Here is a 25,510-nt window from a genome sequence, read left to right on the forward strand (position 1 = left end):
GACGAGGGGTACGTCCCCGACTCGGCCGAGGACCTCCCCGACGGAGTCACCCAGGAAGACGTCCCCATCTCGCCGAAGTACTTCGCGGGCTTCCGCTCGCTCGGCAGCGAAGTCAGCACGGACAAGACGACCGAGGAACCGGCGTGGCTCCAAGACCTCGAGGGGACGACCGAGCGCGCCGGCCGCGCTCAGGACAAAGAGGACCTGATGGAGCGGCTCCGCGACCTCGGCTACATGTGAGAGCGGCCGCCGCGACGGACCTTCTCCGAGATCACTCCCGCTGAGCGCGGGGGAGTCGACCTCTCCGCGCTCGACGCTACGCTTCGAGCTCCGCGGTCGTGCGCTCCGAGCGGATCTCGGTCGAATCGAGGTACCGCTCGGTCGTCGTGAAGTCGAAGTCGTTCAGCAGTCGCTGGAACTTCCGTGCCGCTCCGCCGAGGCGGTGGTAGTAAAACCAGGCGTACTCGTCGACGCGCGGGATCGTCGGATCGAGCTCCCACGGGTGAACGTAACAGACCGCCGGGTGTCCGGCCGCGACCCGGCGTTCGAGCGCGTGTCTGAGGAAGCGATACGGGAGCGCTCGGAGATAGAACCCGCCGGCGACGGGCAAATTGAATTCGAGGCCGGGGACCCGATACGTGCTGAGCGGCACTTCCCACAACCCGTCTTCGCGGGGACGCGTCAGGTCGTCGGACCCGACCTTGTACGGCCGTCTCGGCGCGTCAGGCACACCGTACAGCGGGGTTTTCACGGGGAAGATGCTCGAATCGTATCGGAACCCCCGTTCTTCGAGGACGTCGATCGCCCACGCCGTGGACTCGTTGAGGGAGAACTTGGGCGCACGGAACCCCTCGATACCGTCGACGCCGGCGTCGCGGAGCGCGTCCACGGAGCGTTCGATCTCGTCGTCGAGCTCCGCCGGGGACAGCTCGGAGAGGAGTCGATGCGAAACCCCGTGCGAGCCGATCTCGTGGCCGGCGTCGCGGATGCGTCCGACCAGGTCCGGGTGGTTCCTCGCGACGTCTTCGAGCACGAAGAACGTCGCCTCGTTGTCCGTCCGCGAGAGCATCGCCAGGATCTTGTCGACGTTCTCTACCACCCGATCGGTACGCGCGTCCCACCGCTCCATCGGGAGATCGCAGTACCAGGGTTCGACGTCGATCTGTAACACGTTCATCGGGCGCTTCTACCCCGGAGGATCCGGTTCGGGTGGCATAGTTATGCGGCGGCAAGCGAGATGCCCCCGGTCACGGATCTCGACCGACGAACGGTCCGCGTACGGAAATCGCCGTCAATGGGCGATTAGCTGAGGTATAACTATTCCACGCTGACGCGGACGTGTGGACAGTCTAATGACGGCTCGTCAAGCTTCTCGATCCGCGCCCAACCTCAGTTTTCTGTGGCCGGTGCTAACCGTTCTCCTGACCTGCCTCCTCGTGATCGGGCTCCCCGAGGGGTCCGCGGTCCGTCTGGTGGCAGCCGGCACAGCGTTGCTGTTCCTCCCCGGCTACGCGCTCACGCTCGCCGTCTTTCCGGGGAGCCGAACCGAAGAGAACGAGGCCCGGACACCGCTGAACCGCCGCTACTTCGAATCAGCCATGTCGTCTCTCGACCCCTTCGAACGGCTCGCGCTGGCGGTCGGATTCAGCGTCTGTCTGATGCCCATATACGGCTTCGTCGTCGAAATGACGGGAGCCGCGTACGACTCGTGGACAGTGATCGGCCTCGTTTCGGCCGCGACGACGTTGTTTACGGCTCTCGCGGCCATCAGATACCGAATATCTCCGACCCAGATCGACCCTCCGTCGCCGTTCGCGTATCTGGCGGAAACAGTTGCCGACGAGGTCTCCGCACCCACACCGGGGAAGCGGGCGCTGAACGTCGCGGTGGTCGTGATGCTCGTCATCGCGACCGCGACCGTGACCGTCGCGATGGCGTCCCCGGCCGAGAGCCCCGAGTACACCACCGCCGTGTTGCTGACCGAGACGGACGATGGCGAACTCGTCGCGGCCGGGTACCCGGACCGGCTACAGGCGGGCGAAACCGCGGACCTCGTCTTCCGAGTGGAAAACCGGGAGTCACTGGCGGTCACGTACGAGGTCGTCGTCCAGCTCCAGCGGGTGAGCGACGACGGGACCGTCACCGAGGTCTCCATCCGCGACCAGTTCGAACAAACCGTCGACCCCGGCTCGGCGTGGGAGCAGGACCACCGAGTTACCTCCGACATGTCTGGGGAACGGCTCCGACTCGCCTACCTCATTTATAAAGGAGAGAGCCCCGCGGAGCCGACTCTCAGCAACTCGTACCGGAATCTCACACTCTGGGTCGGCACCGAAGGGTCCGGCGTCGAGGAGAACGTGATAGACGAGCCGGTGACACCGTCGATCTCGACGGTGGATCCGGGACATCTCGATCCCGAATCGCTCACCAGTGGTCACCGCGGGACCGAAATAAATCCGGCTGAGATCGGCGCGGAGGCTATCTGATGTCTCCCGACCTCTCGAAGGCACCTGAGGATCGAAGCGCCGTGTCGGTAGCGCTGTTGATCGGGTCAGCTTGCTTTTTTGCGGCCGTAACGGTCGCGGAGGCGAACCCGGCAGCCGGATACGAGGTGTCCATCTACCGTAGCACGCCGCTCATCTTCTGGATCGGTATCGCCGTCTCACTGCTGACAGGCATCGGCGCGTTGGCACTGGGCACCTCGTTGATACAGTGGGCTGAGGGCATCGTATTAACCGGTCTCTCGATGCTGTCGGTTCCCGCGCTCCCGCTCATCCGCGGCTACTTTTTTTACGGCCTCGGTGATGGGCTCCGACACTTGGGCAGAGCCCGAGGCCTCGTGACTGGCGAGGTGGAGTTTTTCGACACCGTGTACCCCGGAGCGTACAGCTTCAGCGGGTTCTTGAGCGTATTCTCGGGGATCTCGCTGGAGCAGTCGATGCTGTTCGTCGCGTTCGCCGCGTCGGCCCTCTACGTCGTCTTCGTCGTCCTCTGCGTACGAACGATACTGCCGGGCCGACGAGCGGTTGCAATCGCAACTCTCTCCGCGCTCATGTTCCTCCCGATCAACCACATCAGCTTCCACCCGCACTTCCACACGTTCTCGATGGCGACGTTCCTAACGCCGATACTCCTCTACGTGGTGATCAAACACATCACCGACCGCGGAGCGGACGAGACGATCCCCCGGCGGCTCTCCTCGACCGACCTCGGATTCGCGGTGACCGCGCTCGCGATCGTCTTATACCACCCACAGGTCGCGCTGAACGTCATCATCGTCTTGGGAGCAATCGCGGTGATACAGAAGCTTAACGGCCGATTAATTGCGGATAACGCTCTGTCCAGTTCCCCACCTGTCTACGGCCAGTTGCTGTTCTTGGTGGTGTTTTTCGCGTTGTGGAACTTCCAGCACGACGCGGTGTTCCGCATGTCCTCGTTCCTCTTCTCGTCCGTGAACGGGTGGCTACTCGGCACCGAGCAGGCCGGACAGATAGTCACACAGCGGACCGAGTCCGCTAACACGGTTGGCCTAGGAATCGGCGAGTTGTTCGTGAAACTGTTCCTAGTGCCGGCGTTCTACGCTCTCGTTGCGGGAGCGGTCGTTGTAACGAACCTGTTATCTGATCAGTTCGACGAGAAAAGCCGGATAATAACGACGACGTTCTCGCTCGCCGGTGTCGGGCTCGGTATCTACTCGCTGGCGCACTTCGTGGGCGAGGTATCTGGCTACTTTTTCCGACACATCGGGTTCGGGATGGTGCTCGTCACGATTCTCGCCGGAATCGGGCTGACGAAAGCGGGCGCCCATGTCGACGAACTGCATTCCTCGCCCTCGCGGGCAGTGAAGATGATCACGGTCATCGGACTCGTGACTATGCTGGTGCTGTCCGTTCTCATGGTGTTCCCATCACCGTATCTCAACCAGCCGTCACAGCATGTCTCCGAACAAACGTACTTGGGTCACGAGACCGCGATGGAGTATCGAGCGGATGGTGCAGCGTTGGCGTCGCCACGCAGTGACCCCCGTCGCTATTCGACGGCGATGGGACTGGATGTCGCCTGGGGCCTCGGATGGGCCGTTCCGCCTGACGCGCTCCCATCTGACCTGCGTCGATTCCGAGGTAACAACTTCCCGACACGGGAGTTCTACTACTATATCCAGACCGATCAGGACAAGCAGGAGGAGTTGATCGCCTACGGGGGGATTCGGTACGAGGAGTCGGACTTCACGGGAGTGGACGAGACAGTCGGTGTGAGTCAGATCATAACCAATGGTGAAACCGAGGTCTATCACGTCAAGTACGACGAGCAGACCGTTGAAAACCCGCAGATCAGATCACCCGAACTGTCGTCCGATCAGGCAACGAAACCCCCGCAGAGAGGGGTAAATGCATGAGCTCTCGAACGGCACACGACGACACTGAGGTGCTCATCATCGGACCGTATCGCCCGGGCGGCAGCGGCGGGATGAATCAGTACATCTCCGAACAGTGCCGACACCTGCCGGAACGCATCCGGACGCGGGTGTACAGCGTGGCGGTCCCGCCGGGAACCGGTTCGATTCGGTTCGCCCTCGCAATGCTCGTCGCCCTCAAGCAGATGCTGCTGTTCCCGTTCCGACGCCGGCCGGACATCGTCCACGTCCACTCGGCGCAGTGGCACTCGTTCTACCAGTCGTCGTGGTACGTGTTGATCGCGTCGTTCGTGTGGCGCCGCCCGGTCGTCCTCCACGTTCACGGGTCGTCGTTCGACGAGTTTCTGGACGTGGACTCGCTTCCCATTCAGCTGCTCCAGTCCGCCGTCTTCAGCGCGAGCGACGTCGTCGTGGCGCTCTCGGACGGCTGGGCGGACGTGCTCGAAGAGCACATCGATCCCCGGAAGGTGGTCGTCCTCCACAACGCGGTCGATGTCTCCGACTACGATCCGTCGTTCTCGGTCTCGCCGGTGCGGATCTCGTTCGTCTCGAATCACATCGAGAGGAAAGGTATCCGCGAGCTTGTCGACGCCGTCGACCAGCTCGCCGAAGAGGAATCCCTAGACATCACGATCGCGGGTAAAGGCTCGCTGTCGCACCTCGCCGAGGATCTCGCTGATTCCCGAGCGGGGGTGGAGTACGCCGGGTTCATCTCCGAGGAAAGTAAGCGCGAACTCCTCAACCAGTCGACTGTGAACGTCCTCCCGACGTACGCCGAGGGCGTTCCCATTGCCATCCTAGAGGCGATGGCCGGCGGAAACGCTATCGTTTCGACCGACGTCGGAGGTATCCCGAGCGTCGTCGACGAAACGAACGGCGTGCTCGTCGAGCCCGGCGACGCGGACGAACTTGCGGACGCCCTCCGGACGCTCCTCTCGGATCCGGATCGTATCCGGTCGATGGCCAAGGAGAGCCGGCGACGCGTTGAGATGTCTCACTCGTGGAGGACGGTGTCCGACGATCTGACCGAACTGTACGACTCGCTCGTGCCGAGGGAGAGGGAAACCGCGGACGCTCCCCCGGCCACGGACGAACCCTACGCATCCAAATAGCCCAGTGAACGCAGCCGCGCTTGGACGTCTTCCTCGTCAACCTCCTCGTGCGCCTCGTCCACGTCGTCGCAGGCGACGACCTCTTCGAGAACGAACGTCACGTACTCGTCCACCGACTCGAAGTTCGTCTTCGCGATACGGCGTTCGACGCGCTCGTAGAGATGCTCTTCTATCGCCACGGACCGGCTGTCGACCTCGGTACTCATTCTGAATCCCCTCACACACCCTATCGTGGAGATTGACTTCAGTATCCCCCTGCTAATGTGATGATCCGTCGGTTCCGACTACCGGTGTCGTCACCTCCGATACGCGCGAATTCTTTCGAACCCGGCACTTCGGAGGTCACAACTCTGCCGTCTCAGATATCCCAACTCGTCCTCTCAGGGGCCGCACGGATTGTATGGAGTAAGTCGCCTATAACAATACTCGCGCTGAGGAACCGACTGGTACGATGGCAGAACCACGGAACGTCGTGCTTGTCACGGTCGACAGCCTCCGCGCCGACAGATGCGGCCACCTCGGTTCCGATGGAAATCTCACGCCGACCGTGGACGAGCTCGCAGCGGAGGGGCTGCAGTTCGACAACGCGATCGCCCCCGCCGGGGCGACGCGCGGATCGTCAACTTCGTTTATGACTGGTGACTACCCCTTCTCGCGCCCGGGAGCCGACCGGCGGGAGTCGCTTCGCGACCAGATGCGCGCCCGCGACACAATTGCTGAACGGTTCAACCGGATGGGATACGAGACGGCCGCGTTCACCGCGAATCCGTGGACGTCCCGCTCGTTCGGCTTCGACAATGGGTTCGATCACTTCGAGGACTTCATAGAGGAGACGACGTCGAATCGGTTCCGCGACGGCGGCGACGACGACGCGGGCCCCGTCAGGGAGACGGCGACGCGGCTCGTGGACTGGTGGGCGGGCCAGGAGATGTTCATGTCGTGGGAGTCGTTCTACGACGATGTCGACCGGTGGCGGCGCTCGGCAGAGGAGCCGTACTTCCTCTGGGTGTTCCTCGTCGACGTCCATATGCCGTACATCCCTCAGAGGAAGTTTCTCTCCCTCTGGCCGCTGACCTACGCCGCGAACGCTTGGCTCTTCGGCGGGGCTGACCAACGACTGAGCCCGCTGTTCCGCGACCGACTCCTCTCGGCGTACGACAGGACGATCGAGTACACAGACGAGTTCGTCGCCACCCTCCGCGACGACGTCGGCGACGACACCGCCATCTGCGTCCACGCAGACCACGGTGAGCTGTTCGGCGAGGAAGGGCGGTACGGCCACGGGCACCTCCACGAGTCGGTCATCCACGTTCCCCTCGTCGTCGGTAACGTCCCCTCCGAGCGTGTCAAAGATCCAGTCTCGCTCAGATCGCTTCCGGAGCTTCTCACGGGGGTCGCCGTCGGAGGCCGTCCGACCGTCGAACGCCCGTACGTGACCACGCGGAACAACGACGGGATGTACGTCGTTCGTGGTCGGAAATGGCGATATCAACGGACCTATGACGGTGAATCGGTCTCCGTCCGGAAGGACGGGCGGTGGCAGCGACAAGGTGACGATCACCCTCTCCACGAGATCGGTCGCTCCATCGTCGAGCAGCAGCGGGCGACGGAGGCGGAGAAACAACACGTCGTCTCGACAGTGCAGAACATCGACGCCTAATCCGGTGAATCCGTCTTCTGCAGGCGCTCCGAATCAGAACCGTTCCCGACCAGGGGTCGTCACCGAGCGATACCGAGCCGTTTCACTCGTTGCGCGAGTTCATGCGTTACCGGTCCCCCGGCCGCGGCCGCCATCGTCGCCCAGGCGAGTCCGTATGTCGGCCGGTATCTGAGGGAGACGAGCGCGTGTCGCATCGCGGCTCCGTAGCGGCCGCTCTGTAGGGCGGAGCCTGCGAGAGATCGGCTTAAGTAGGCGAGAAACTCGTCTTCACAGCCGTACTTTCTGGCGAGCCCGCGGTGTTTCTCCAGCAACAGCGGGTACGACACGTCGCGTTTCGTCTCGTAGTCGCCGCTGATCTGTTCGTGTCCCATCCGCCTGACGACGAGAGGCTCCGGGATCGCGGCGAACTCGCAGCGGGTCGACAGCCTGAAGTACCACTCGCGGTCCTGCCAGCTGGGGAAACGAACGTCAAGTGGCCCGGCCGCCTCGACGACGGCCGCATCCACCAGCATGCACGAGAACGGATTAAGCGAGGCGCCTCTCAGGATCGCCGCGGTGACGTCCCCGCTGGTGGTCGGCGCTCGGACGTTTGTCGTCTCGCCGCCCGTGACGACGCGCTGCCCGGTGTACACGGCGCCCACGTCGGGGTCGGACGACTCCATGACCTCGACTTGGCGTTCCAGCTTCGTCTCCAGCCAGACGTCGTCGTCGTCGATGAACCCGACGTACTCCCCGCCGGCCTCGTCGATGCCCGTGTTTCGGGCGGCGCAGGCCCCGCGGTTCTCCTCGTGGCGGACGAGCGTGACGTCGACACCCGCGGTGTCGACCTCGTCGAGCAGGGGCGCCACCGGCTCGGGCGAGCAGTCGTCAACGACGATCAGCTCCACCGCCGGGTACGTCTGACTCGCGACGCTGCCGACCGCCTCTTCGAAGTACTCCGGGCGGCCGTACGTCGGAAGCACGACGCTCACCGTGCCCTCGTCACTCATTCCGTCTCCCTAATCCGACTCGGTACTTCGTTATCACCCCGATACCGCCCCCTACCGGTCCGGATCGGACACAACTCTCCGCCGGAGAGGCTTTCTGTCTCGTCGTCGGTCGGTACGGAAGACGTCTCGGACAGCCAGAACCGGCCGAACGCCGATCCAAATATTTCCGGTAGAAGTTATTTATTTCTTTACCTCTATCTATTCGAATCAACGGACATCCGTCTCATCCCAGAAAGATCATGGACACGCAAAACACGCCGGACGAGACTGCTCCCGTGTACAAAGTCGACCTGAACGAGGCCAACGACCGATCGACGAGTCAGATAGTGGTCGAAAGCATTGCCGATCTGACCGACCGAGAGCCGGAGGATCTCGAACCGCTGTGGGATTACGTGGACCCGGAAGCGTTGAACTCGTTCGTCGCTCACGCGGCCGACGCTTCGACGCCGTGTCGACTCGCCTTCCGGTATCAGGGCTACACGGTCGAAATCGTCGAGAACCGCTGGCTTCGGCTCGTTCCGGACGGAGACGGGTCCTCCTCTACGAACGCGTAGTTCGACTGGGTATCGCAGTTTCGCGTCTCCCGCTCGTGTGATCCCCTCGCGGAGCGGCGGGACTGCACCCGTCAGCGAACGGAGGTTCCGCTCGACAACGCGTCCGAGCGGGTTTCAACGGAATCTCGGAGGTTAATCCGGTCGTAAACCGGCTCGGCGCCACTCCGTTGAGCGGGCGTCCCGGTCCCGGTCTGTCGTCGCGAGACCCGGTTGAAACCGGCGTTTCGACGGCGGCGCTCTCGGCTCGTTCGCCCGGGCACGGACCGGTTAGCGAGTCATGAATTAAACGCGCCTGCGGTCTGATGTCCTCCAATGACCGATCGGGACATCGTGTGGCTCACGCTCGAGAGCGTCCGGTACGACCGGACGTCCGTCGGCGGCCACGAGCGCGACACGACACCGTTCCTCCGCCGCCTCGCGAGCGAGGCCGACAGCGCCGCGTTCGAGAACTGCACTACTCACGCCATCTGGACCCGGCCGTCGTCGACGTCGATACTGACCGGCCGAGCCCCCTCGAACCACCGGACGTGGTCGACGGAACTCGCGCTCTCGGACGACGTCCCGACGATTCCGGAGGGGCTACGCGACGCCGGGTACCGGACGGTGGGCATCTCTCCCATCGCGCAGGTGAGCGCCGCGACCGGCCTCGACCGCGGGTTCGAGCGCTTTCATTACCTGGGAAAAGAGCAGCTCCTCGAGCAGGTCGGCCCCCGTATCCTCGCGCGGTATCTCCTGAACCTCCGACGGCACTCGGCCGGCTGGACGACCGACACGCGGAAGCACAGCACTGGCTACATGATCGACGCGCTGGCGAGCCGCGACATCCGCCGGGCGTCCGCCGCCGACGACCCGGTCTTCCTCTACGCGCATCTCGCGGACAGCCATCACCCCTACTACCCGCCGAAGGGCTGGAGAAGTCGGTTCGAGGAAGACCTCGACGCGCCGATGGACCGGGCTCTCGCCGCGTCCCTCGACATGTCCGATCGGGTCCACGAGCACATCGCCGACGGGCTCCCGGTCGACGCGGAGACGTGGAACGCGATCGACGTGATGTACGATTCGGCCCTAGCGTACGTCGACGCCGTCGCCTCGTCCATCGTCGAGACGGCCCGAGCCGAGCTCGACGACCCGATAATCGTCGTCACCGCCGACCACGGCGAGTTCTTCGGCGAAGAGGGACTGCTGGCGCACATGCTCTCGACGCACACGGCGGTCACGATCGTCCCGCTCGTCGTCGCGGGACTGGACGGCCTCTCCGGTGCACGGAGGGATGTCGTGCAGCACGCCGACGTGATGCGGACCGTCGTCGCGGCGCTCGGACTGGACGTGCCGGTCCCGATCGGACAGGATATTCGGACCGACCCGAGAGAGATCGCGTTCACCCAGCGCGGCGAACCCCGGAGTGAGACGAAGATCGAAGAGTTCCGCCGTCACAACCCGACGTTCGATGCGAGTCGATTCCTCACCGGGGTCGTCACCAGCGCCCGGACGACTGAGCACCGGTACCAGCGCGGCGACGACCGCGCGGAGCTCTACCGGCTCCCGGACGAGTCCGCGGACGTCTCCGAGTCGGCGCCCGACGTCGTGGAGCGTTTGGACGGCGAGATCGATTCGTGGCTCGCGACCCACGGCGCACCGGACGATTCCCGGGAACGAACCGCCGACTTCAGTCCGGAGATGGCGGAGCAGCTGGAGGACTTGGGCTACCTCTGAGTCCCCCCACCGCGGCCTGACCCGCCCGTTCCGCCCGATAGGTCGGGAGTAACAATGTGGTGGAAGGCGGTATGGACGTGACAGCTATGGACTCACTCAGCGGAGAGCGCAGTGATCGCGCCCGCGAGAGACGTGACGGCTCTCAACGCGCGCGCGCCAGCTTTCGGTCCGCGCGGGAAGACTATCGTCCCGCCCGATCGACGCCCGGCGATCGCTGCCGCGCGACGGCGAGACGTGCGACCGGGGCGATACCGCGATGACCGCGTTCGAGCCGGAGCGGGCGTTCGTTCTCGGGCTGGACGGCGTCCCGTGGTCATTGATCGAGAAATGGATGAACTCGGGAGACCTACCGACGTTTGAGCGGCTCCGACGGGGGGGCCGCGCGGGGCCGTTCGAGAGCACGGTTCCGGCCAACACGCCGGTCGCGTGGCCGTCGATAGCGACCGGCTGTGACCCCGCCGGCCACGGGCTGTTCGAGTTCACGAAACTGAACCCCCAGTACGGGCAGCGACCGAACACCGGCGCGGATCGAACCCGACCGGCGATATGGGACATCGTCTCTCCGGCCGTCGTCGGCAACGTCCCGATGACCTTCCCCGCCCGGGAGTTCGACGGCGAGATGGCCACCGGGATGATGACGCCAGAGGACGCCTCGGAGTTCACCTATCCCCCGGAGCTCGGAGCGGCGATCGACCGCCGGATCCCCGACTACGAGATCGGGCTGGACTGGAAGGAGTACTTCGGCCGGCGGGAGGCGTTCCTCGACGCGCTCGACGGGCTGCTGTCGAACCGTCGAGAGCTCATGCGACTACTCCTCGAACGGACCGACTGGAAGCTCTCCTTTTTCGTGTACACCGCGCCCGATCGACTCCAGCACCTCGTCTGGGACGAGGCGGTGCTCAAGGCGCACTACGAGGAGCTCGACGACCTGCTGGCCGAAGTCGTCGAGCGCTGCGAGCGGACCGGCGCCGTCCTCTTCGTCGTCTCGGACCACGGCTTCGGCCCCGTCTCCAGACAGGTGAACGTCAACGAGATACTTCGCCGGGAGGGTCTCATCGCGCGGCAGGAGCAGGAGGGAGTGCGGGGCGTCATGTCGTTCGCTGGCTTGGACAAGGACGACGTGCTCGACGCGTTACGGCGAGTCGGGATCGACGAGGGGACGCTCGTTCGATACCTGCCCGAGGGACTGATCAGCCGCGCGGCGACCCGCATACCGGGCGACCACGCGCTGTACGACGCCGACTTCTCGCGAACCGAGGCGTTCCTCCACGGGCTCGGGAGCGTCTACGTCAACGACACCGCCCGGTTCGCGTCGGGGACCGTTCCCCCCTCGGAGGTTCCGGCGGTCAAACGCCGCGTGACGGAGATCCTCGAAAACGTCCGGGATCCGGAGACGGGCGACCGGCCGCTCGTCGTTGTCGATCCCGGCCGCGAGACGCCGGACGCGGACGGTCCCGATCACGGAGCGGCCGCCGCGGGCGACACGCTCGAACCGGACCTCTTGGTCGAGTCGATCGACGGGTATACGGTGAACTGGCAGTTCGCCGACGAGCCGTTCACCGTCCCGGAAAAGGCCGCAGACCACGAATCTGAGGGGATCTTCTTCGCGCACGGTCCCGGGATCGAGGCGGGGTCGCGGCCGGCGGACGCCTCGGCCGTCGATCTCGTTCCCACGCTCCTGCACCTCCTCGACCGTCCGGTGCCGTCCCACGCCGACGGCGCCGTGCTCGAGGAGATATTCGCGACGGGGTCGCCCGCGGCGGGCCGGCCCATCCGGTCCGCGGAGTACGACGCCGGCGAGCCGCGGGAGGAGGGCGACGGCGAGTCGCAAGCGGAGGTCGACGGCGACTTCGACGAGGTCGAAGACCGGTTGCGCGGGCTGGGATACATGGAGTGACCGACGGACGGGCGGCCGCGGTCGTGACTCCTCGGAAGCGGCGTTCCGAGCGGCCGCCGAGCCGCTCTCGGCGTCAGTCCCGGTCGTTTGACTGCCGGTACATTCCGACCGCACGCCCCGCGAACCGCATCAGGTTCGCGCCCGAGCGGACGAGCGCGTGTTTCGGCGTGGCTCCCACGTAGTTCATCGGGTTCAGCACCGTCTGCAGCGTCCGGAAGTACTGACTCGACGACGGGACGTCGTTCATCTCCCAGAGCTGTGGCGTCTGCAGCTCCAGTTCGTACTGCTTGCGCCAGTAGTCGGTGATCGAGTCGGCGTAGGCGTGATACACGAGCAGCTCGGGGTCGTAGTAGATCGGATAGTGATTCAGTATCCGCTCTGCAAGCTCTTTCTCCTCGTGTCCCCAAGTGATGTCCTCGTTCCACATCCCGGCGTCGTCGAACACCTCCTTTCGGCAGGCCGCGTTGCAGCCCCAAAACCGGGTGACGTAGCGGGGATCGGACCCCTGGTCGTAGTGGGATGTCAGTCGCTTGATGACATCGTTTCGCGGATGGATGATCTTCCCCGTCACGACGGCTTCGCGCTCCAACAGGTCTGAGACCCGGTCGAGGTATCCTTCGACGGGCATCGAATCGTCGTCGAGGAACACGAGCTTCTCCGCGCTCGCCCGTCGAATCCCTGCGTTCCTGGCTTTCGTCGCCGAATCCTCGCTCTGCACGAGCACCTCGTAGTCGGAGAACTCGTGCTGTTCGAGCCTCGCGACGGACTCGACCTCGTCTTTCGGCTTAAGCGTCGGGACGATTATGCTCAGTTCGGGCATGGATTCCATCTGTCGCCGTCGGTCGGTTCGTCTCTTGGGTGGATAGTATCGGCCACGACTGACGAATAAATTGTTATTCCGTACATACCGAGCCGACACGCAGCACGGGACGCTCGCAAGCCGCCGCCGACGACCGCAGCCGCGACCTGACCCCGCCTCGATGGCGAAGACGACCGAACCGAGGTCCGCACGGCGCCGGCGCCGCTCGCCGGCCACGGTCGCACCCGGCGAGTTTATGAGGGGCGGCGTGCGATACGGCGGGATAGTAGCTTCATAACAAACCCGATCGAACGCGGTTCCACTCATGTCAAATGCTTCGAAGAAATCCCTCCCCTCAACAGTCGTCCGCCTCGTCGATTCGACCACGTCTTCCCGGAGTGTCGCATCGATGAAACGACAGTCATTCGACTTCTTCGGGTCGGTGCTGTTGGAGGTTCGCGGCGACGGCGGCCGCTCGACCCAACAGTTCTACACGATGTTCGATCACTTCGCGGTCGACGATCCGGAGCGAGAGCCGGATGTCGTGGTCGAACGGACGACCGAGGAGCCGGACCTCGACGCGGTTCTCGGCGACCCCTCGGACCACTACGGCTGGACCGGTGACCGGTTCGTCGTCCGCAACGGGTCGAACTTCATGACCGTCGAACCCGGGTGGGACCACATCTACGTGTCGCCGAACTGGGAGCCGTTCCTGGCAACCTATCCCGTCGAGTTCCGGATCAGACAGGAGCTCGCGAAGGAGGGGCGCGCGCTGATCCACGCGTCTGGGATCGAACTCGACGGAGAGACGACGTTGTTCCCGGCCTGGCGCGGCGGCGGGAAGACGAACACGCTCCTGTCGCTGTTGCGGGAGGGCGCGGGCTACCTCTCCGACGACCGGCTGTGGGTCGGCACCGATGGCACCGCCCTCGGCTACCCGTTATCGGTCAACCTCCAACCGTACAACATCCGGTCGTTCCCCGAGATCGAGGTCGGACACGACGACTTTCAGGACTATGTCCAGGACGAGGTGAGCCAGTTCATCGAGATGAACGTAAACGCCAGCGACGGCGTCGTTCAGAAGGTCATCAGCTTCCTGAACGAGCGGTATCTACAGGAGAACGGCCGGGAGTTCACCGACGTCTCGATGGTGTTCCCGGGTTCACAACACGTCCCCGAGTCGACGGTGGACAACGTCGTCGCCCTCAGAGCGGCGCCGAACAGCACCCACGTCGACATCGAGGAGATGTCGTCCGAGCAGATGGTGACGGAGGTCGACGCGATCAGCTACTACGAGTGGAACGAAGTCCTCATGGAGTACTTCTTGGCGTACGATGCGCTCTGCCCCGGCCCCTCCTTCGCCGACAAGTTGGACGACGTGATCGAGGCCGAAGAGGACGCGTTCCGAGAACTGTGCGAAGGCGTCGACACCTATCAGGCGCGGATCCCGCGCACCGCCGACTGGAAGTCGGACGGAATCGACCGAGAAATAGTCGACCGCATCGAATCGCTCTCTACCCGGACGCAGGCTCCCGCCACCGACTGAACTTCGACGCAACCGTCCTCCGGCTAACCACGTCGCGGCCGCCCTCTCGAACTGCCGACCGACTGTCCTCCTCTCGAGTCGAGGTCATCGCCCGCGTCGCCCGATGCGCAGCACTCCGTACAGCAACGCGAGGGCGGCGAGAACGTTGGTCACGCCGAACCCCGGCACCTCCGACTGCGTGATGCCGTCCCCTTCGGTGGACGAGGAACCCATCGTCCCGGAGCCGTTAGCCGTCGCGTCGGTTTCGTCTGCGGCGTCGTCGGAGCCGTCCGCTGAGGCGTCTCCTGCCCCCGCGGAGTCGGTCGGCGTTCCGTTCGGACTCTCGTCCGATCCGGGTGCCGTCCCGTTCGTTTCGTTCGCAGGGCGGACTGCGTGGTCGGCCCGAGACGAGTTCCCCGCCGCGACGACGAACCAACCGAGGCGCGGCGGCGCGCCGGTGAGCGTCACGGTCCCCTCGTTCGACTCGTCGACCGGTTTCGCGAGCGTCTCCCACTCCCCTGTCACCGCGTCGTAGCGCTCCATCCGCAGCCGGGTAACGTTCGCGTCCGACGCCTCGACCGCGCTCCGGTTGAGCGCGAGCGTCAGCTGGTCCGCCGCGCCGTCGGACGCCTCGGGCGAAGTGAACCTCATCACGGTAACTACCTCGCTGGCGTTGTCCCCCCTCGAGTCGGCGACGTCGCCGGGGAGCCGCTCGAACTCGGTCACGACGTAGTCGCCGGAGGCACCGGCTTCGAGTAGGAGTTCGACTCGGTCGATCGTCGGGCTACTCCCGTTGAACGTCGTGACGATCGACGCGGTTCCGTTCGGCGACGCGGTGTCGGAGGCGACGAGCGGGGGGCCCGCGGGCGACTCGTCTCTCTCGCCGGCATCGCCGGTTCCCCCACCGTTCGCGCTCCCCCCGAACTCCCGCCGCTCGCCCCGCCGCCGTTATTGCGGTCGTCGTTCGTCGCATCGTCTCCGTCATCGTTCGAATCGCGGTCGTCCGGTTACTGTCACCGTCACCTCCGTCGTACGGTCCCCGTCACTGCCGTCGGTTTCCCATCTCACCATCGCTGCCGATCGCTCCCATCTCACACATCGCATCATCGCTGTGGCGGTCTCCATCGCTCCGTCTCCACCGTCGTCCTACTCTCATCGTCCCCATCGTCACCGTCTGACCCGCCATCAGCACCGTCGTCCGACTCTGGCTCGACGGTGAGCCTAATGCCGTCGTACCCCTGTGGGTTCTGCTCCTGCGCCACGGCGTCGGAGAGCTTGGTGTCGGACTCCACGAACGCGAGCGTCGTCTCGTTTCCGGGCTGTCCGACGAGTTCGACCGTCACCGTCGCGAGCCGCGGATCGGTGACGTTCGACGCCCGGTACTGATTGAACGCGACCCAGCCGCTATCGTTGTCGACGTTGGTCACCGGGTCGTCGAAATCGTCGGTCCCCGACACGGACACGACCCGCACGATGTCCGAATCGAACGTCAGGTTGGCTTGGTAAGCGGACACGTTCGACGCGTTCACATCGACCGTCACCGTGACCGTCTCTCCGGCGGGGGCACTGGCGGTGCTGCCGCCCGATTCGTTGGTGAGCGCGACCGACGGTGCGTCCGCGCTGGCGACGCCGACGGCGGCGCCCGCGAGGGCCGCTCCGAGGAGCAACGCTGTCGCCGCGACGACCACCGTTGCCCGTCGCGATCCGCCGTCGGTTCGTCGGGTCATTCTGCCCCCGTCTCGTCGATGATCTCAACGATGTCCGTGATGTCGACGTCCCCGTCGCCGTCCATGTCTGCCGCCTCGCGGTCGATGTCGACGTCCTCGTTAGCGACGTGTCGCTGGGCGAGATCGACGTCGCGTCGTCCACATTGGCCGTCTCCGTTCACGTCGCGGCTTCCCCGCCGTCCGCTCCCGTCACCGCCGTCACTCCGTCGTCCGTCGTCCCGTCGCTGCGTCACTCCCGTCGCTGCCGTCACTCCCGTCACCCCGTCACTTCCGTCGCTCCCGTCACCGCCGTTGACTCCCTTCATTCGCGTCATTCCGTCGCTCCCGTCACCGCCGTCACCGCCGTCGGCCGGGCTCGAAGTCACGGTCAGGCGCGGCGGCGTCTCCCCCTCTGCGTCGCAAAGTCCCATCGTCGGTGCCGGAGAAGGAAGGATTCGCCCAGCCTGTGATTTAGGCTCGCCGCCGCCCACGCGCCGGACGCCGGCTGTGACGTCGATCTCTCCCTCGGGTCCTCCGGAGACGCCCGTCTTCGCTTCCGCGCCCGCCTCGCGTCGGAACGTCGGCGCTGACGCCGCCGCGACGAGTTCCAGGTAGCGCTCTCGTCCAGTTCCCTGAGCAGTCGATGTTACGCCACCGCATCGCCCATTCACGGTCTCCGACCGTTAGCGTCGCCGATTTCACGGTCGCGTCTCCTCCTTCTCTCCGAGACGCCCCAACCACGCCCCTCGGTTGTCGGTGTTCGCGTCCTTTGCACTCACCTCAACTCCTACTCTTCTGTTTGCCTCCGACTTTTCTCTTCCCTCGTAGCCGCGGTGCCCGCTGGACGAGACGGTTTCTGTCTGCAACCCTTCCCAAGTCATTCAACAAGCCTTTCATCTCTTCGTACTGTCTTTATACTTTATCCACCCAATTCGGTCGGGTCGCCCTCCCACTCGAGCATCAGTCTGAGATCTACTCTTCTCTCTCTGATTCCAATCCTACCCGACACCCGCTTTCTCGGAGTCTATACTCCCCGTTTCTAGAATGCTTAGTACCATGAACACCTGCGGGTTTCGGCTTGATGAGCCGCTGCCAGATCTGTTCGCCGGATTTCCGTTATCGTTTTTTTCCTCGACGAACTGGGGTTCGTCCCGGATTTTCATCCCAGTTCGCTACTTTCCCCTCCGTCGATACGCTGCGTCGTGACGATCGTCGCGCTCGGTACTGTCGAGCACGCTCTGTGCCCAGTCGGCGCGGCGTCTCTGGTCTCCCACTCCAGGCATAAATCGTGCCCCGTGCAGAACAGCTTAGGAGTTCATCCTCTCCCCCCTCCGCCTCAGTCGTCATGTCGAACCCATCCAATTCTAGTTTACGAGCCCACTCGTCGGACGTCGTAATCGTGATTGGCCGGGAAGCACGCTGTAAGGAACGCGCCTTGCCAATTTGACCATCGCCTGATCATAACGTTCACTGGCCGCTCTACTCTTGACGATCACTTTCGTGAGTGGACGAAGACCGGATGTTCTCCGCGTCGGCGTTCTCGGGATCCAATCGGTCTGTGGTAGGCTATACTCGTTCGGCATCTCTTTCCGCGTTAGTACTGGGTGTCAGGAAGGGCAGCGACGTTCCACGACCCCAGCGTCGGGCCATATCGGTGCTCGACGCCCCCGCGAGAGCGACACCGCCGCTGCCGATCCACCGATTCCGCACGAAACGACCGCCGCGAATCATTGGTTAGGAACCGCGCTATCCGGACCGTGATCGGGAACTGTCGGACGGGTGGCAGCCGCGTCGTCACCGTCCCTCCGGTCGGCATTGGGAAGCATTGTGACGTGACTTGCGGGAATAATTGTTTATTTGATACAAAGGTATACATCGCTTACCTTCGACCGTAATCGGGTTATCGGGAAAATAGAATGTTCGAGGAGCTCTCTCTGCGAGAATCACCGTCGGTTAAGTGGGTTCAGCAGCGGACGAACCCGTCGCAACTGTAGCTCCGTTTATGACAGCGGATATCGCTACCATCGTCAACTCACATCGTGCGGTGCGAGGGTGTTCAGAAACGCCACCACTCGTTCGTCCTCGAGCAGGCCGCATCCTAACTGTTGGAGGGACAAACCGGGAGCGCAGTTCCCTTCAATGACGACTGGCCCGTCGTCCGTCAGCACGATATCCCACCCGACGTACGGGTTCTCGCGGTGGTGCTCGGCCATTTCTATCGCCGCTTCCTTCGCCGACTCCCAGCCGGGAATCCTCTCGCCGCTCACTCTGGTTCCCGTCTCGGGATGACACTTCAGACGCTGGAGACCGCCGTCAGAAGAGTACGTGTGTAAGTCGCCGAACTCACCGGTCTCGACGTCGACGGGAGCGGCGAATCCGCCGCCACTCCAGTTGTCTACGGGGCCAGTGGAATCGTTCCCGAACCGGTGGACCGCGCTGGCCGCGAAGAACTCGCCCGTGTCCGGATTCCGCATCGTTAAGATGCGGATCGTATTTACAGAGGTCGGCGATATCGACTCAGCGTACGCGTGATTTTCCACGTACTCGGTTACGACGGAGGACTCAGTTCCATCGATCAATTCGATCACCTCCGCCTCGGAACTAGGCTCATCGTTGATACGATACCCGTCTTGGTTCGTTGAGAGATGGAAGACCCCTCTCCCGTGGGTTCCCGTTACCGGTTTGAGTATCAGGTCGCCCTCGTCGTGGAGCGCGTCCAGTAGACTACCTCCGGTCTTGGAGTACGCATGGAACTGTCCGTCCCTGATTAATCCGTAGAATTCTGAGATATGATCGACATGGCCCTCCGTCGAGAGATGGTATGCGGCTTTGTTTTCGAGGACGTCGGCGTATGCGGGGTTGACAGCTGGCCAGATGTACTTCAACTGCTGAGTTGCTGATAAGTAATTAGACGGATCGCTGTTGTCCAGATCCAGGAGAACGAAAATTCGAGAGTTAAAGCCGTGACGCCAAGCGTAGAGCCGTTTCCAAGCGGGAATCGGATATTCGTTCCACAGTTTGATTTCTCTCAACAGGTACTGTAGCACATTCCTCAGGAGTTGAAGTACGGATATCACCTGAGAAACGACCGATTTCACCTGTGTGAGCGCGAACCGTATTGATCGAAATGTGCGAGACCGGGGCGTGCGAGAGCCCATACTCTCAACAGAACTATGTGTATAATAATAATAAATAGCATAACATGAGCGGTTCACAACCCGTGATCCGTCTCTAACGAGACAGTGCCGAAATTGCTTGCAAACGATGGTCTTCCACATTCCGAAAGACACGTTAGACAGTATGTTAATATCATATAGATGATATAAAATTAATGAATATAGATCCGAGAGTTAGCGGAAGGCAATCGGAATCGTCAACGAGACACTTCACCTCGATGGGCTGGTAGCGGTGGCATCGATAAGTCAGGCACCGCCGTCTCTCTGTCTCGTTGCGGTAGAGTTGAGGGGTAAACGTCCGCAGTGAACGGATCAACCGTGTCGTGCAGCCAGCGGTGCTACCCGCGGAGACGGGCCATTTTTCCGATCCCGACGAAGGGGGAGGCGATTAATCAACGCATAGTCTAGTGCGTGTCATCGGCATGACTCGGTAATGGCAGTGAGAGCCGCGATCATCGGCACCGGAGAGAAATCCGACGACCCCGACCGGACCGGCTACGCGATGGCGTACCGACACGCGCCGGGGTATCAGCGACTCGACGGGGTCGAACTCGTGGCCTGCGCGGACATCGTCCGGGAGAACGCCGAGTCGTTCGCCGACTCGTTCGACATTCGGTCCGAGCACGTGTACGAGGACTACGAAGAGATGCTCGAGGGCGCGGAGCCGGACGTTGTGAGCGTCTGTGTCCCCCCCGCGATCCACGCACAAATCGTCGTCGACTGCGCCGAGAGCGGCGTTCCCCTCGCGATCCACTGCGAGAAGCCGATGGCGACGACGTGGGGCGACTGCCGGCGGATGGTCGAGGTGTGCGACCGCGAGGGCGTGCAGCTCTCGATCAACCACCAGCGGCGCTTCGGGGCCCCCTTCACCCGCGCGAAGTCGCTGATCGACGACGGGACGATCGGGGACCTCGACCGGATCGAGTTCGGTGAGGTGAACCTCTCCGACGCCGCCGTTCACCAGTTCGACCTCGCCGGCTACTTCACCGACTGGTCGCCCGTCGAGTGGGTGCTGGCGGGCGCCGACTTCAGCGAGGAGAACGAGTGGTTCGGCACGCGACACGAGCACCAGGGGCTCACCCAATGGTACACCGAAAGCGGCGTTCACGGTATCGCCTCCTCGGGCGAGGAACCGGGGATGGGCGCCGAGTTCGTCGGGTGTTACATGCGACTGATCGGCGAAAACGGAACGATAGAGCTCGGCGCCGAGGACGGGCCCCACCTCAGATACCGTACCGACGGCGGGTGGAACACGGTCGACACCGGCGAGACGATTCACCGACCGCAACCCGGGAAACTCCGATTGGGGCTCGGAAAAGTCGTCGAACGGGCCCCCTTCGGCGACAAGCGCTCCTTCCTCCCCACCTCGTTCGTCGAACGGGCCATCGAGGACGTCGTCGACGCGCTCCGAGAGGACCGGGAACCGGCGACCAGCGGCGACCGGTCCCTGTACGCGGCGGAGCTGCCGTTCGCGTCGTGGGAGTCGGTCAGGCGGCGCGGTCGCGTGACGCTCCCGCTGGAGATCGACGACAACCCGCTCGAGGCGCTCGTCGAGACCGAGGAGGGCGCCGACGGATCCGCCGGCGAAACCGCCGACGGCGCGAACGTCGACGGCGGGACCGACCACTCGGCGGCGACGGAGCCGAACGAGTGAGATCGGACCGGGACCGACCCCGCGATCTCGGCTTCGTCCGTTAGTTCGCTGCTACCGCGCCGTTTTCGCGAAGCATAACAAAACGTCACTGTCCTAACGTCATAACGAGATGTACAGCCACGCAGGCATCGAGATCGGGGTCACGACATGAGTTCGTCGGACGACGACGGGAACGGTGCGTCCGACGGCGACGTCGCGTCGGCCGACGACGAGCGCGCAACGCCGGACGGCGACGACACTGACATCGCGTCGGACGTGACGATCGGGACCGGAGACGGAACCGAGCCGGTCATCGGCACCGACGCGACGATTCGTTCCGATTCGGTGATCTACGACGACGTCGTCGTCGGCGACGGCTTCCAGACCGGACACGGCGTACTCGTCCGCGAGGAGACCGAGATCGGCGACGACGTGCTCGTCGGAACGCAGACGGTCATCGACGGATACTCCACCATCGGATCCGGCGTAAGCCTCCAGAGTCAGGTGTACGTACCGTCGAACACGACGATCGGCGACGACGTCTTCGTCGGCCCGGGCGCCGTGTTAACGAACGATCCGTTTCCGGTCCGCCGCGACGTGGAGCTGACCGGACCGACGATCGAGGACCACGCGTCCATCGGCGCGAACGCGACCGTCCTCCCCGGGGTCACCGTCGGCCGCGGCGCGTTCGTCGCCGCGGGTGCGATAGTCACGAAGGACGTGCCGCCGGAGACGCTCGCCGTCGGCTGTCCCGCAAGCATCGAACCGCTTCCGGACGAACTGAGCGGGAACAACCAGATCCGGGACCAGTCCGAGGCCGATACGCAATGATTCCCAGCGCGAACCCGTCGCTCGGAGCCGAGGAGAAACGCCGCGTCGAGGCGGTGATCGACTCCGGGATGTTGGCGGAGGGCGAGGTCGTCGAGGAGTTCCAGTCGGAGTTCGCCGACTACTGCGGCGTCGACCGCGGAATCGCGACCACGAACGGGACAACGGCCCTCCACGCCGCGCTCGTCCGGCTCGGCGTCGGAGAGGGAGACCGGGTGCTCACGACGCCGTTCAGCTTCATCGCGACGGCGAACGCGGTCAGACTGGCCGGGGCCGAGGTGGACTTCGTCGACGTGGACCCGCGGACGTACAACATCGACCCGGACGCGCTCGAAGCGCGGCTCCGCGACGGCGAGCCGGTCGACGCCGTCATCGCGGTCCACCTGTACGGACTCCCCGCGGACGTCGGCAGACTGGGCGAGCTCGCCGACGAGTACGACTTCCGGCTCCTCGAGGACGCGGCGCAGGCGCACGGCGCGCGCTACGACGGCGAGCGCGTCGGAAGCTTCGGCGACGCGGCCTGCTTCTCGTTTTACCCGACGAAGAACATGACGACCGGGGAGGGGGGAATGATCCTCACCGACGACGAGGCGGTCGCCGAGCGGGCGCGCCGGTTCGTCGACCACGGGCGAACGACGGGATACGAACACGCGTCGGTCGGCCACAACTTCCGGATGACGAACCTCGCGGCGGCGATCGGTCGCGCCCAGCTCGACCGCTTGCCGGAGTTCACTCGGGCGAGGCGGGAGAACGCGGCCGGGCTGACGCAGCGGCTCGCCGACGTCCCCGACGTCGTGACGCCGCTCGAACCGGACGGGTACGAGCACGTGTACCATCAGTACACGGTCCGGGTGCCGGACCGCGACGCGCTCAAAGAGCACCTCGCGAGCCGCGACATCGGCTCGGGAGTGTACTACCCGATCCCGATCCACGAGCAGCCGGCGTACGAGGACGTCTCGGGGTCGTATCCCGTCGCGGAGGCCTGCGCAGAGGAGGTGCTGTCGCTCCCCGTCCACCCCGAGCTGGACGAGTCCGACCTCGACGAGATCGCCGAGGCGACGGCGGGGGCGATCGTATGACGGCGGACGACGGCGACGGTGACGTCGACGTCGGCGTCATCGGCGTCGGCGCGATGGGACGGAACCACGCGCGAGTGTACGCGGAGCTCTCCGGCGCGCACCTCGTCGGAATCGCCGACGCTGACGCCGAGCGCGCCTCGGAGGTCGCCGGCGAGATCGGCACGACGTCGCACGCGACCGGGACGCTGCTCGACCGCGCCGACGCGGTCTCGATCGCCGTCCCGACGGAGTATCACGCGGACCTCGCCGGCGAGTGCATCGACGCGGGGGTTCACGTCCTCGTCGAGAAGCCGTTCGTGGCCTCGCTCTCGGAGGGCCGGGACCTGATCGAGCGGGCGGAGGCGGCCGACGTGCTCCTCCAGGTCGGCCACATCGAGCGGTTCAACCCGGCGGTGACGGAACTGACCCGGATCGTCGAGGGCGTCTCTCCCATCTCCGTCGACGCCCGGCGCCTCGGACCGCCGAGCGACGACGCGCGGTCGCTGGACGAGAACGTCGTCCACGACCTGATGATACACGACCTCGACATCGTCCGGTCGCTCGTCTCCGGAGAGATCGCCCGGATAAACGCCCTCCGGACCGATGACGGGCAGCACGCGAACGCGCAGCTTCGATTCGACGACGGCACCATCGCCACTCTCACCGCCAGTCGCGTGACCCAGCAGAAGGTCCGCGATCTCACGATCACGGCGGAGGAGTGTTACATCGAGCTCGACTACCTCACGCAGACGATCGAGATCCACCGGCAGTCCCGCCCGGAGTACATGGAGATCGGGGGGAACATCCGCTATCACCACGAGGGGATCACGGAGCGTCCGATGGTCCAGTCGGGCGAGCCGCTGCGATACGAGCTCGAGTCGTTCGTCGAGTCGGTCGCGGAGCACGCGGCCCCGCGGATCACGGGCGAGGACGGGCTCCGTGCGGTCGAGCTGGCGGGCGCCGTCCTCGAACGCGCGAAAGCGACCGAGGAGTCTCGAACCGACGCCCCACGCGTTGTTCGGTCGGACCGATGACCCGACCGACGACGAAGCCGGGGTCGCTGTACGACGCCGACCGAAGCGACGAGGAACTGCGCGCGCTCGTCGACGGTCGGAACGCCTCCGTCGCGGTGTACGGGCTCGGAAAGATGGGGCTCCCGCTGGCGACCGTGTACGCCGGTCGGGTCGGCGACGTGGTCGGCGTCGACGTCGACGAGTCGGTCGTCGACTCGGTCAACCGCGGCGACTGCCACATCGACGGGGAGCCGGGGTTACCTGAAACGGTCGCCGAGGCCGTCGGGAACGACGCGCTCCGCGCGACGACCGACGCCCGCGCGGCCGCGGAACGGGCGACAGTTCACGTCGTCATCGTCCCGACCCCAATCACCCACACGAAGGAGCCGGACCTCTCGATCTTCGATACGGTCATCGAATCGGTCGCTCACGGGCTCTCGCCGGGCGACACCGTGTTCGTCGAGTGCACCGTTCCCCCGGGGACGTGCCGCGACCGGCTCGTCCCGACGCTCGTCGATCGGAGCGGCCTCTCGGCGGACGAGTTCGGCGCCGCCTTCTGTCCGGAGCGCACGTCGAGCGGCCGGGCCCTCGAAGACATCACGGGCGCGTATCCGAAGGTCGTCGGCGGCGTCGACGACGAGAGCGCCCGCGTGGCCGAGTTCGTCTACGGGAACGTCACCGACAACGACGTCATCCGGGTCTCCGACGCGACGACGGCGGAGGCCGTCAAGCTGTTCGAGGGCCTCTACCGCGACGTCAACATCGCCCTCGCGAACGAGCTCGGGACCCTGGCCGACGACCTCGGGATCGACGTGCGGGAGGCGGCCGACGCGGCCAACACGCAGCCGTTCTGTCACCTCCACAGCCCCGGCGCCGGCGTCGGCGGTCACTGCATCCCGTGGTACCCGTACTTCGTGATGAGCCGGGTGGACACGCCGACGCCGCTGCTCAGAACCGCGAGGGAGGTGAACGACTCGATGCCGTCGTTCACCGCGGGGATCGTGGAGCGCGAGCTCGCGGAGCGAGGCACGTCGATCGAGGGGTCTCGGGTGCTCGTCCTCGGCGTCACGTACCGTCCGGGCGTCAAGGAGACGCGCGCGACGCCCGCCGGGCCGCTCATCACCGACCTGAAGCGCCGCGGCGCGGAGACGCTCGCGACGGACCCCATGCTCGACGACGAGACGATCTCGTCGTTCGGCGCGGAGCCGCTCTCGCTGGCCGAGGTCGGCCGCTCCGACCCGGACGCCGTCGTCGTCGTCACCCCCCACGAGGCCTTCGACGGCGTCGAGTGGGACGGCTTCGACGACGTGGTCGTGGTCGACGGCCGGGACACGCTCGGCGACATCGGCCACCCGACGTACACCATCGGCTCCGGGCGGAACTGATCGCCTCCGCGGAACGGTCCTGATCCCCTCCGCGGAGCGAACCGACCG

General features: G+C 64.7%; 21 protein-coding genes and 1 pseudogene. 14 read left to right on the plus strand and 8 right to left on the minus strand.

Annotation, left to right across the window (positions count from 1 at the left end; all coding sequences use genetic code 11):
• Nucleotides 1-240 (plus strand): annotated as a pseudogene (locus DJ82_RS12740) (nodulation protein); the annotation flags it as partial.
• A gap of 76 nt (nucleotides 241-316) precedes the next feature.
• Here DJ82_RS12740 and DJ82_RS12745 read toward each other — a convergent pair.
• A complete protein-coding gene (locus DJ82_RS12745) occupies nucleotides 317-1,177 on the minus strand; it encodes a polysaccharide deacetylase family protein (protein WP_094581978.1) in 861 nt (286 codons plus the stop codon).
• Between the two features lie 229 nt (nucleotides 1,178-1,406).
• On the opposite strand from DJ82_RS12745, the gene DJ82_RS12750 reads away from it, so the two are divergent.
• From DJ82_RS12750 to DJ82_RS12760, 3 genes are all read left to right on the plus strand, one after another.
• The gene (locus DJ82_RS12750; RefSeq protein ID WP_158217307.1) at nucleotides 1,407-2,486 is read left to right on the plus strand and encodes a DUF1616 domain-containing protein; all 1,080 of its coding nucleotides are present in this window, start codon (nucleotides 1,407-1,409) and stop codon (nucleotides 2,484-2,486) included.
• Complete coding sequence (locus tag DJ82_RS12755) at nucleotides 2,486-4,396, plus strand: DUF6541 family protein (RefSeq protein ID WP_094581980.1); 1,911 nt, start codon at nucleotides 2,486-2,488, stop codon at nucleotides 4,394-4,396. The genes DJ82_RS12750 and DJ82_RS12755 overlap by 1 nt, the downstream gene beginning before the upstream one ends.
• A gap of 71 nt (nucleotides 4,397-4,467) precedes the next feature.
• Nucleotides 4,468-5,526 (plus strand): glycosyltransferase family 4 protein, encoded by a 1,059-nt coding sequence (locus tag DJ82_RS12760; RefSeq protein WP_241881526.1) that lies wholly within the window; start codon nucleotides 4,468-4,470, stop codon nucleotides 5,524-5,526.
• Here the strand turns inward: DJ82_RS12760 and DJ82_RS12765 are convergent.
• The gene (locus tag DJ82_RS12765) at nucleotides 5,511-5,732 is read right to left on the minus strand and encodes a hypothetical protein (protein ID WP_094581982.1); all 222 of its coding nucleotides are present in this window, start codon (nucleotides 5,730-5,732) and stop codon (nucleotides 5,511-5,513) included. The two genes, DJ82_RS12760 and DJ82_RS12765, sit on opposite strands and share 16 nt — an antisense overlap.
• A gap of 245 nt (nucleotides 5,733-5,977) precedes the next feature.
• On the opposite strand from DJ82_RS12765, the gene DJ82_RS12770 reads away from it, so the two are divergent.
• Nucleotides 5,978-7,186 (plus strand): sulfatase, encoded by a 1,209-nt coding sequence (locus DJ82_RS12770; protein ID WP_094581983.1) that lies wholly within the window; start codon nucleotides 5,978-5,980, stop codon nucleotides 7,184-7,186.
• Between the two features lie 59 nt (nucleotides 7,187-7,245).
• On the opposite strand, the gene DJ82_RS12775 is transcribed toward DJ82_RS12770, so the two are convergent.
• Nucleotides 7,246-8,175 (minus strand): glycosyltransferase family A protein, encoded by a 930-nt coding sequence (locus DJ82_RS12775; RefSeq protein WP_094581984.1) that lies wholly within the window; start codon nucleotides 8,173-8,175, stop codon nucleotides 7,246-7,248.
• Nucleotides 8,176-8,414: 239 nt separating this feature from the next.
• On the opposite strand from DJ82_RS12775, the gene DJ82_RS12780 reads away from it, so the two are divergent.
• The 3 genes from DJ82_RS12780 (at nucleotide 8,415) to DJ82_RS12790 (ending at nucleotide 12,339) form a co-directional block, all read left to right on the plus strand.
• Nucleotides 8,415-8,729 (plus strand): HalOD1 output domain-containing protein, encoded by a 315-nt coding sequence (locus DJ82_RS12780; RefSeq protein ID WP_241881519.1) that lies wholly within the window; start codon nucleotides 8,415-8,417, stop codon nucleotides 8,727-8,729.
• A gap of 312 nt (nucleotides 8,730-9,041) precedes the next feature.
• Nucleotides 9,042-10,442 (plus strand): sulfatase, encoded by a 1,401-nt coding sequence (locus DJ82_RS12785; protein WP_094581985.1) that lies wholly within the window; start codon nucleotides 9,042-9,044, stop codon nucleotides 10,440-10,442.
• Nucleotides 10,443-10,698: 256 nt separating this feature from the next.
• Nucleotides 10,699-12,339 carry an alkaline phosphatase family protein gene (locus DJ82_RS12790; protein ID WP_094581986.1) on the plus strand — a complete coding sequence of 547 codons (1,641 nt, stop codon included), beginning with the start codon at nucleotides 10,699-10,701 and terminating at the stop codon, nucleotides 12,337-12,339.
• 73 nt (nucleotides 12,340-12,412) lie between these two features.
• On the opposite strand, the gene DJ82_RS12795 is transcribed toward DJ82_RS12790, so the two are convergent.
• The gene (locus tag DJ82_RS12795; RefSeq protein WP_241881520.1) at nucleotides 12,413-13,168 is read right to left on the minus strand and encodes a glycosyltransferase family 2 protein; all 756 of its coding nucleotides are present in this window, start codon (nucleotides 13,166-13,168) and stop codon (nucleotides 12,413-12,415) included.
• A 379-nt stretch (nucleotides 13,169-13,547) separates the two neighbouring features.
• Here DJ82_RS12795 and DJ82_RS12800 point away from each other — a divergent pair, with 379 nt between their 5' ends.
• A complete protein-coding gene (locus DJ82_RS12800) occupies nucleotides 13,548-14,684 on the plus strand; it encodes a hypothetical protein (protein ID WP_094581987.1) in 1,137 nt (378 codons plus the stop codon).
• A gap of 84 nt (nucleotides 14,685-14,768) precedes the next feature.
• Here DJ82_RS12800 and DJ82_RS12805 read toward each other — a convergent pair whose 3' ends face one another.
• The 4 genes from DJ82_RS12805 to DJ82_RS12820 all read right to left on the minus strand — a co-directional run bounded on the left by DJ82_RS12805 (nucleotide 14,769) and on the right by DJ82_RS12820 (nucleotide 19,416).
• Nucleotides 14,769-15,389: a hypothetical protein gene (locus tag DJ82_RS12805; RefSeq protein WP_094581988.1), complete on the minus strand. Its 621-nt coding sequence runs from the start codon at nucleotides 15,387-15,389 to the stop codon at nucleotides 14,769-14,771.
• Nucleotides 15,390-15,766: 377 nt separating this feature from the next.
• Nucleotides 15,767-16,390 carry a cohesin domain-containing protein gene (locus DJ82_RS12810; RefSeq protein ID WP_094581989.1) on the minus strand — a complete coding sequence of 208 codons (624 nt, stop codon included), beginning with the start codon at nucleotides 16,388-16,390 and terminating at the stop codon, nucleotides 15,767-15,769.
• A complete protein-coding gene (locus tag DJ82_RS15050; RefSeq protein ID WP_143420565.1) occupies nucleotides 16,387-16,800 on the minus strand; it encodes a dockerin type I domain-containing protein in 414 nt (137 codons plus the stop codon). The genes DJ82_RS12810 and DJ82_RS15050 overlap by 4 nt, the downstream gene beginning before the upstream one ends.
• Nucleotides 16,801-18,396: 1,596 nt before the next feature.
• Nucleotides 18,397-19,416, minus strand: a complete 1,020-nt coding sequence (locus DJ82_RS12820) for a sugar-transfer associated ATP-grasp domain-containing protein (protein WP_158217308.1) — start codon at nucleotides 19,414-19,416, stop codon at nucleotides 18,397-18,399.
• Between the two features lie 562 nt (nucleotides 19,417-19,978).
• Between DJ82_RS12820 and DJ82_RS12825 the strand changes: the two genes are divergently transcribed.
• From DJ82_RS12825 to DJ82_RS12845, 5 genes are all read left to right on the plus strand, one after another.
• Nucleotides 19,979-21,199: a Gfo/Idh/MocA family protein gene (locus tag DJ82_RS12825; protein ID WP_321166846.1), complete on the plus strand. Its 1,221-nt coding sequence runs from the start codon at nucleotides 19,979-19,981 to the stop codon at nucleotides 21,197-21,199.
• Nucleotides 21,200-21,346: 147 nt separating this feature from the next.
• Nucleotides 21,347-22,009, plus strand: coding sequence for an acyltransferase (locus DJ82_RS12830; protein WP_094581992.1), 663 nt, complete (start codon nucleotides 21,347-21,349; stop codon nucleotides 22,007-22,009).
• Nucleotides 22,006-23,085 carry a DegT/DnrJ/EryC1/StrS aminotransferase family protein gene (locus DJ82_RS12835; RefSeq protein WP_094581993.1) on the plus strand — a complete coding sequence of 360 codons (1,080 nt, stop codon included), beginning with the start codon at nucleotides 22,006-22,008 and terminating at the stop codon, nucleotides 23,083-23,085. The genes DJ82_RS12830 and DJ82_RS12835 overlap by 4 nt, the downstream gene beginning before the upstream one ends.
• Nucleotides 23,082-24,098 carry a Gfo/Idh/MocA family protein gene (locus DJ82_RS12840; protein WP_094581994.1) on the plus strand — a complete coding sequence of 339 codons (1,017 nt, stop codon included), beginning with the start codon at nucleotides 23,082-23,084 and terminating at the stop codon, nucleotides 24,096-24,098. The genes DJ82_RS12835 and DJ82_RS12840 overlap by 4 nt, the downstream gene beginning before the upstream one ends.
• Nucleotides 24,095-25,462: a nucleotide sugar dehydrogenase gene (locus DJ82_RS12845; RefSeq protein WP_094581995.1), complete on the plus strand. Its 1,368-nt coding sequence runs from the start codon at nucleotides 24,095-24,097 to the stop codon at nucleotides 25,460-25,462. Before DJ82_RS12840 ends, DJ82_RS12845 begins: the two co-directional genes overlap by 4 nt.
• The last annotated feature ends 48 nt before the right edge of the window (nucleotides 25,463-25,510 follow it).

Origin of the sequence: Halorubrum sp. Ib24 (assembly GCF_002252745.1) — an archaeon.
In the GTDB taxonomy this organism is placed as follows: domain Archaea; phylum Halobacteriota; class Halobacteria; order Halobacteriales; family Haloferacaceae; genus Halorubrum.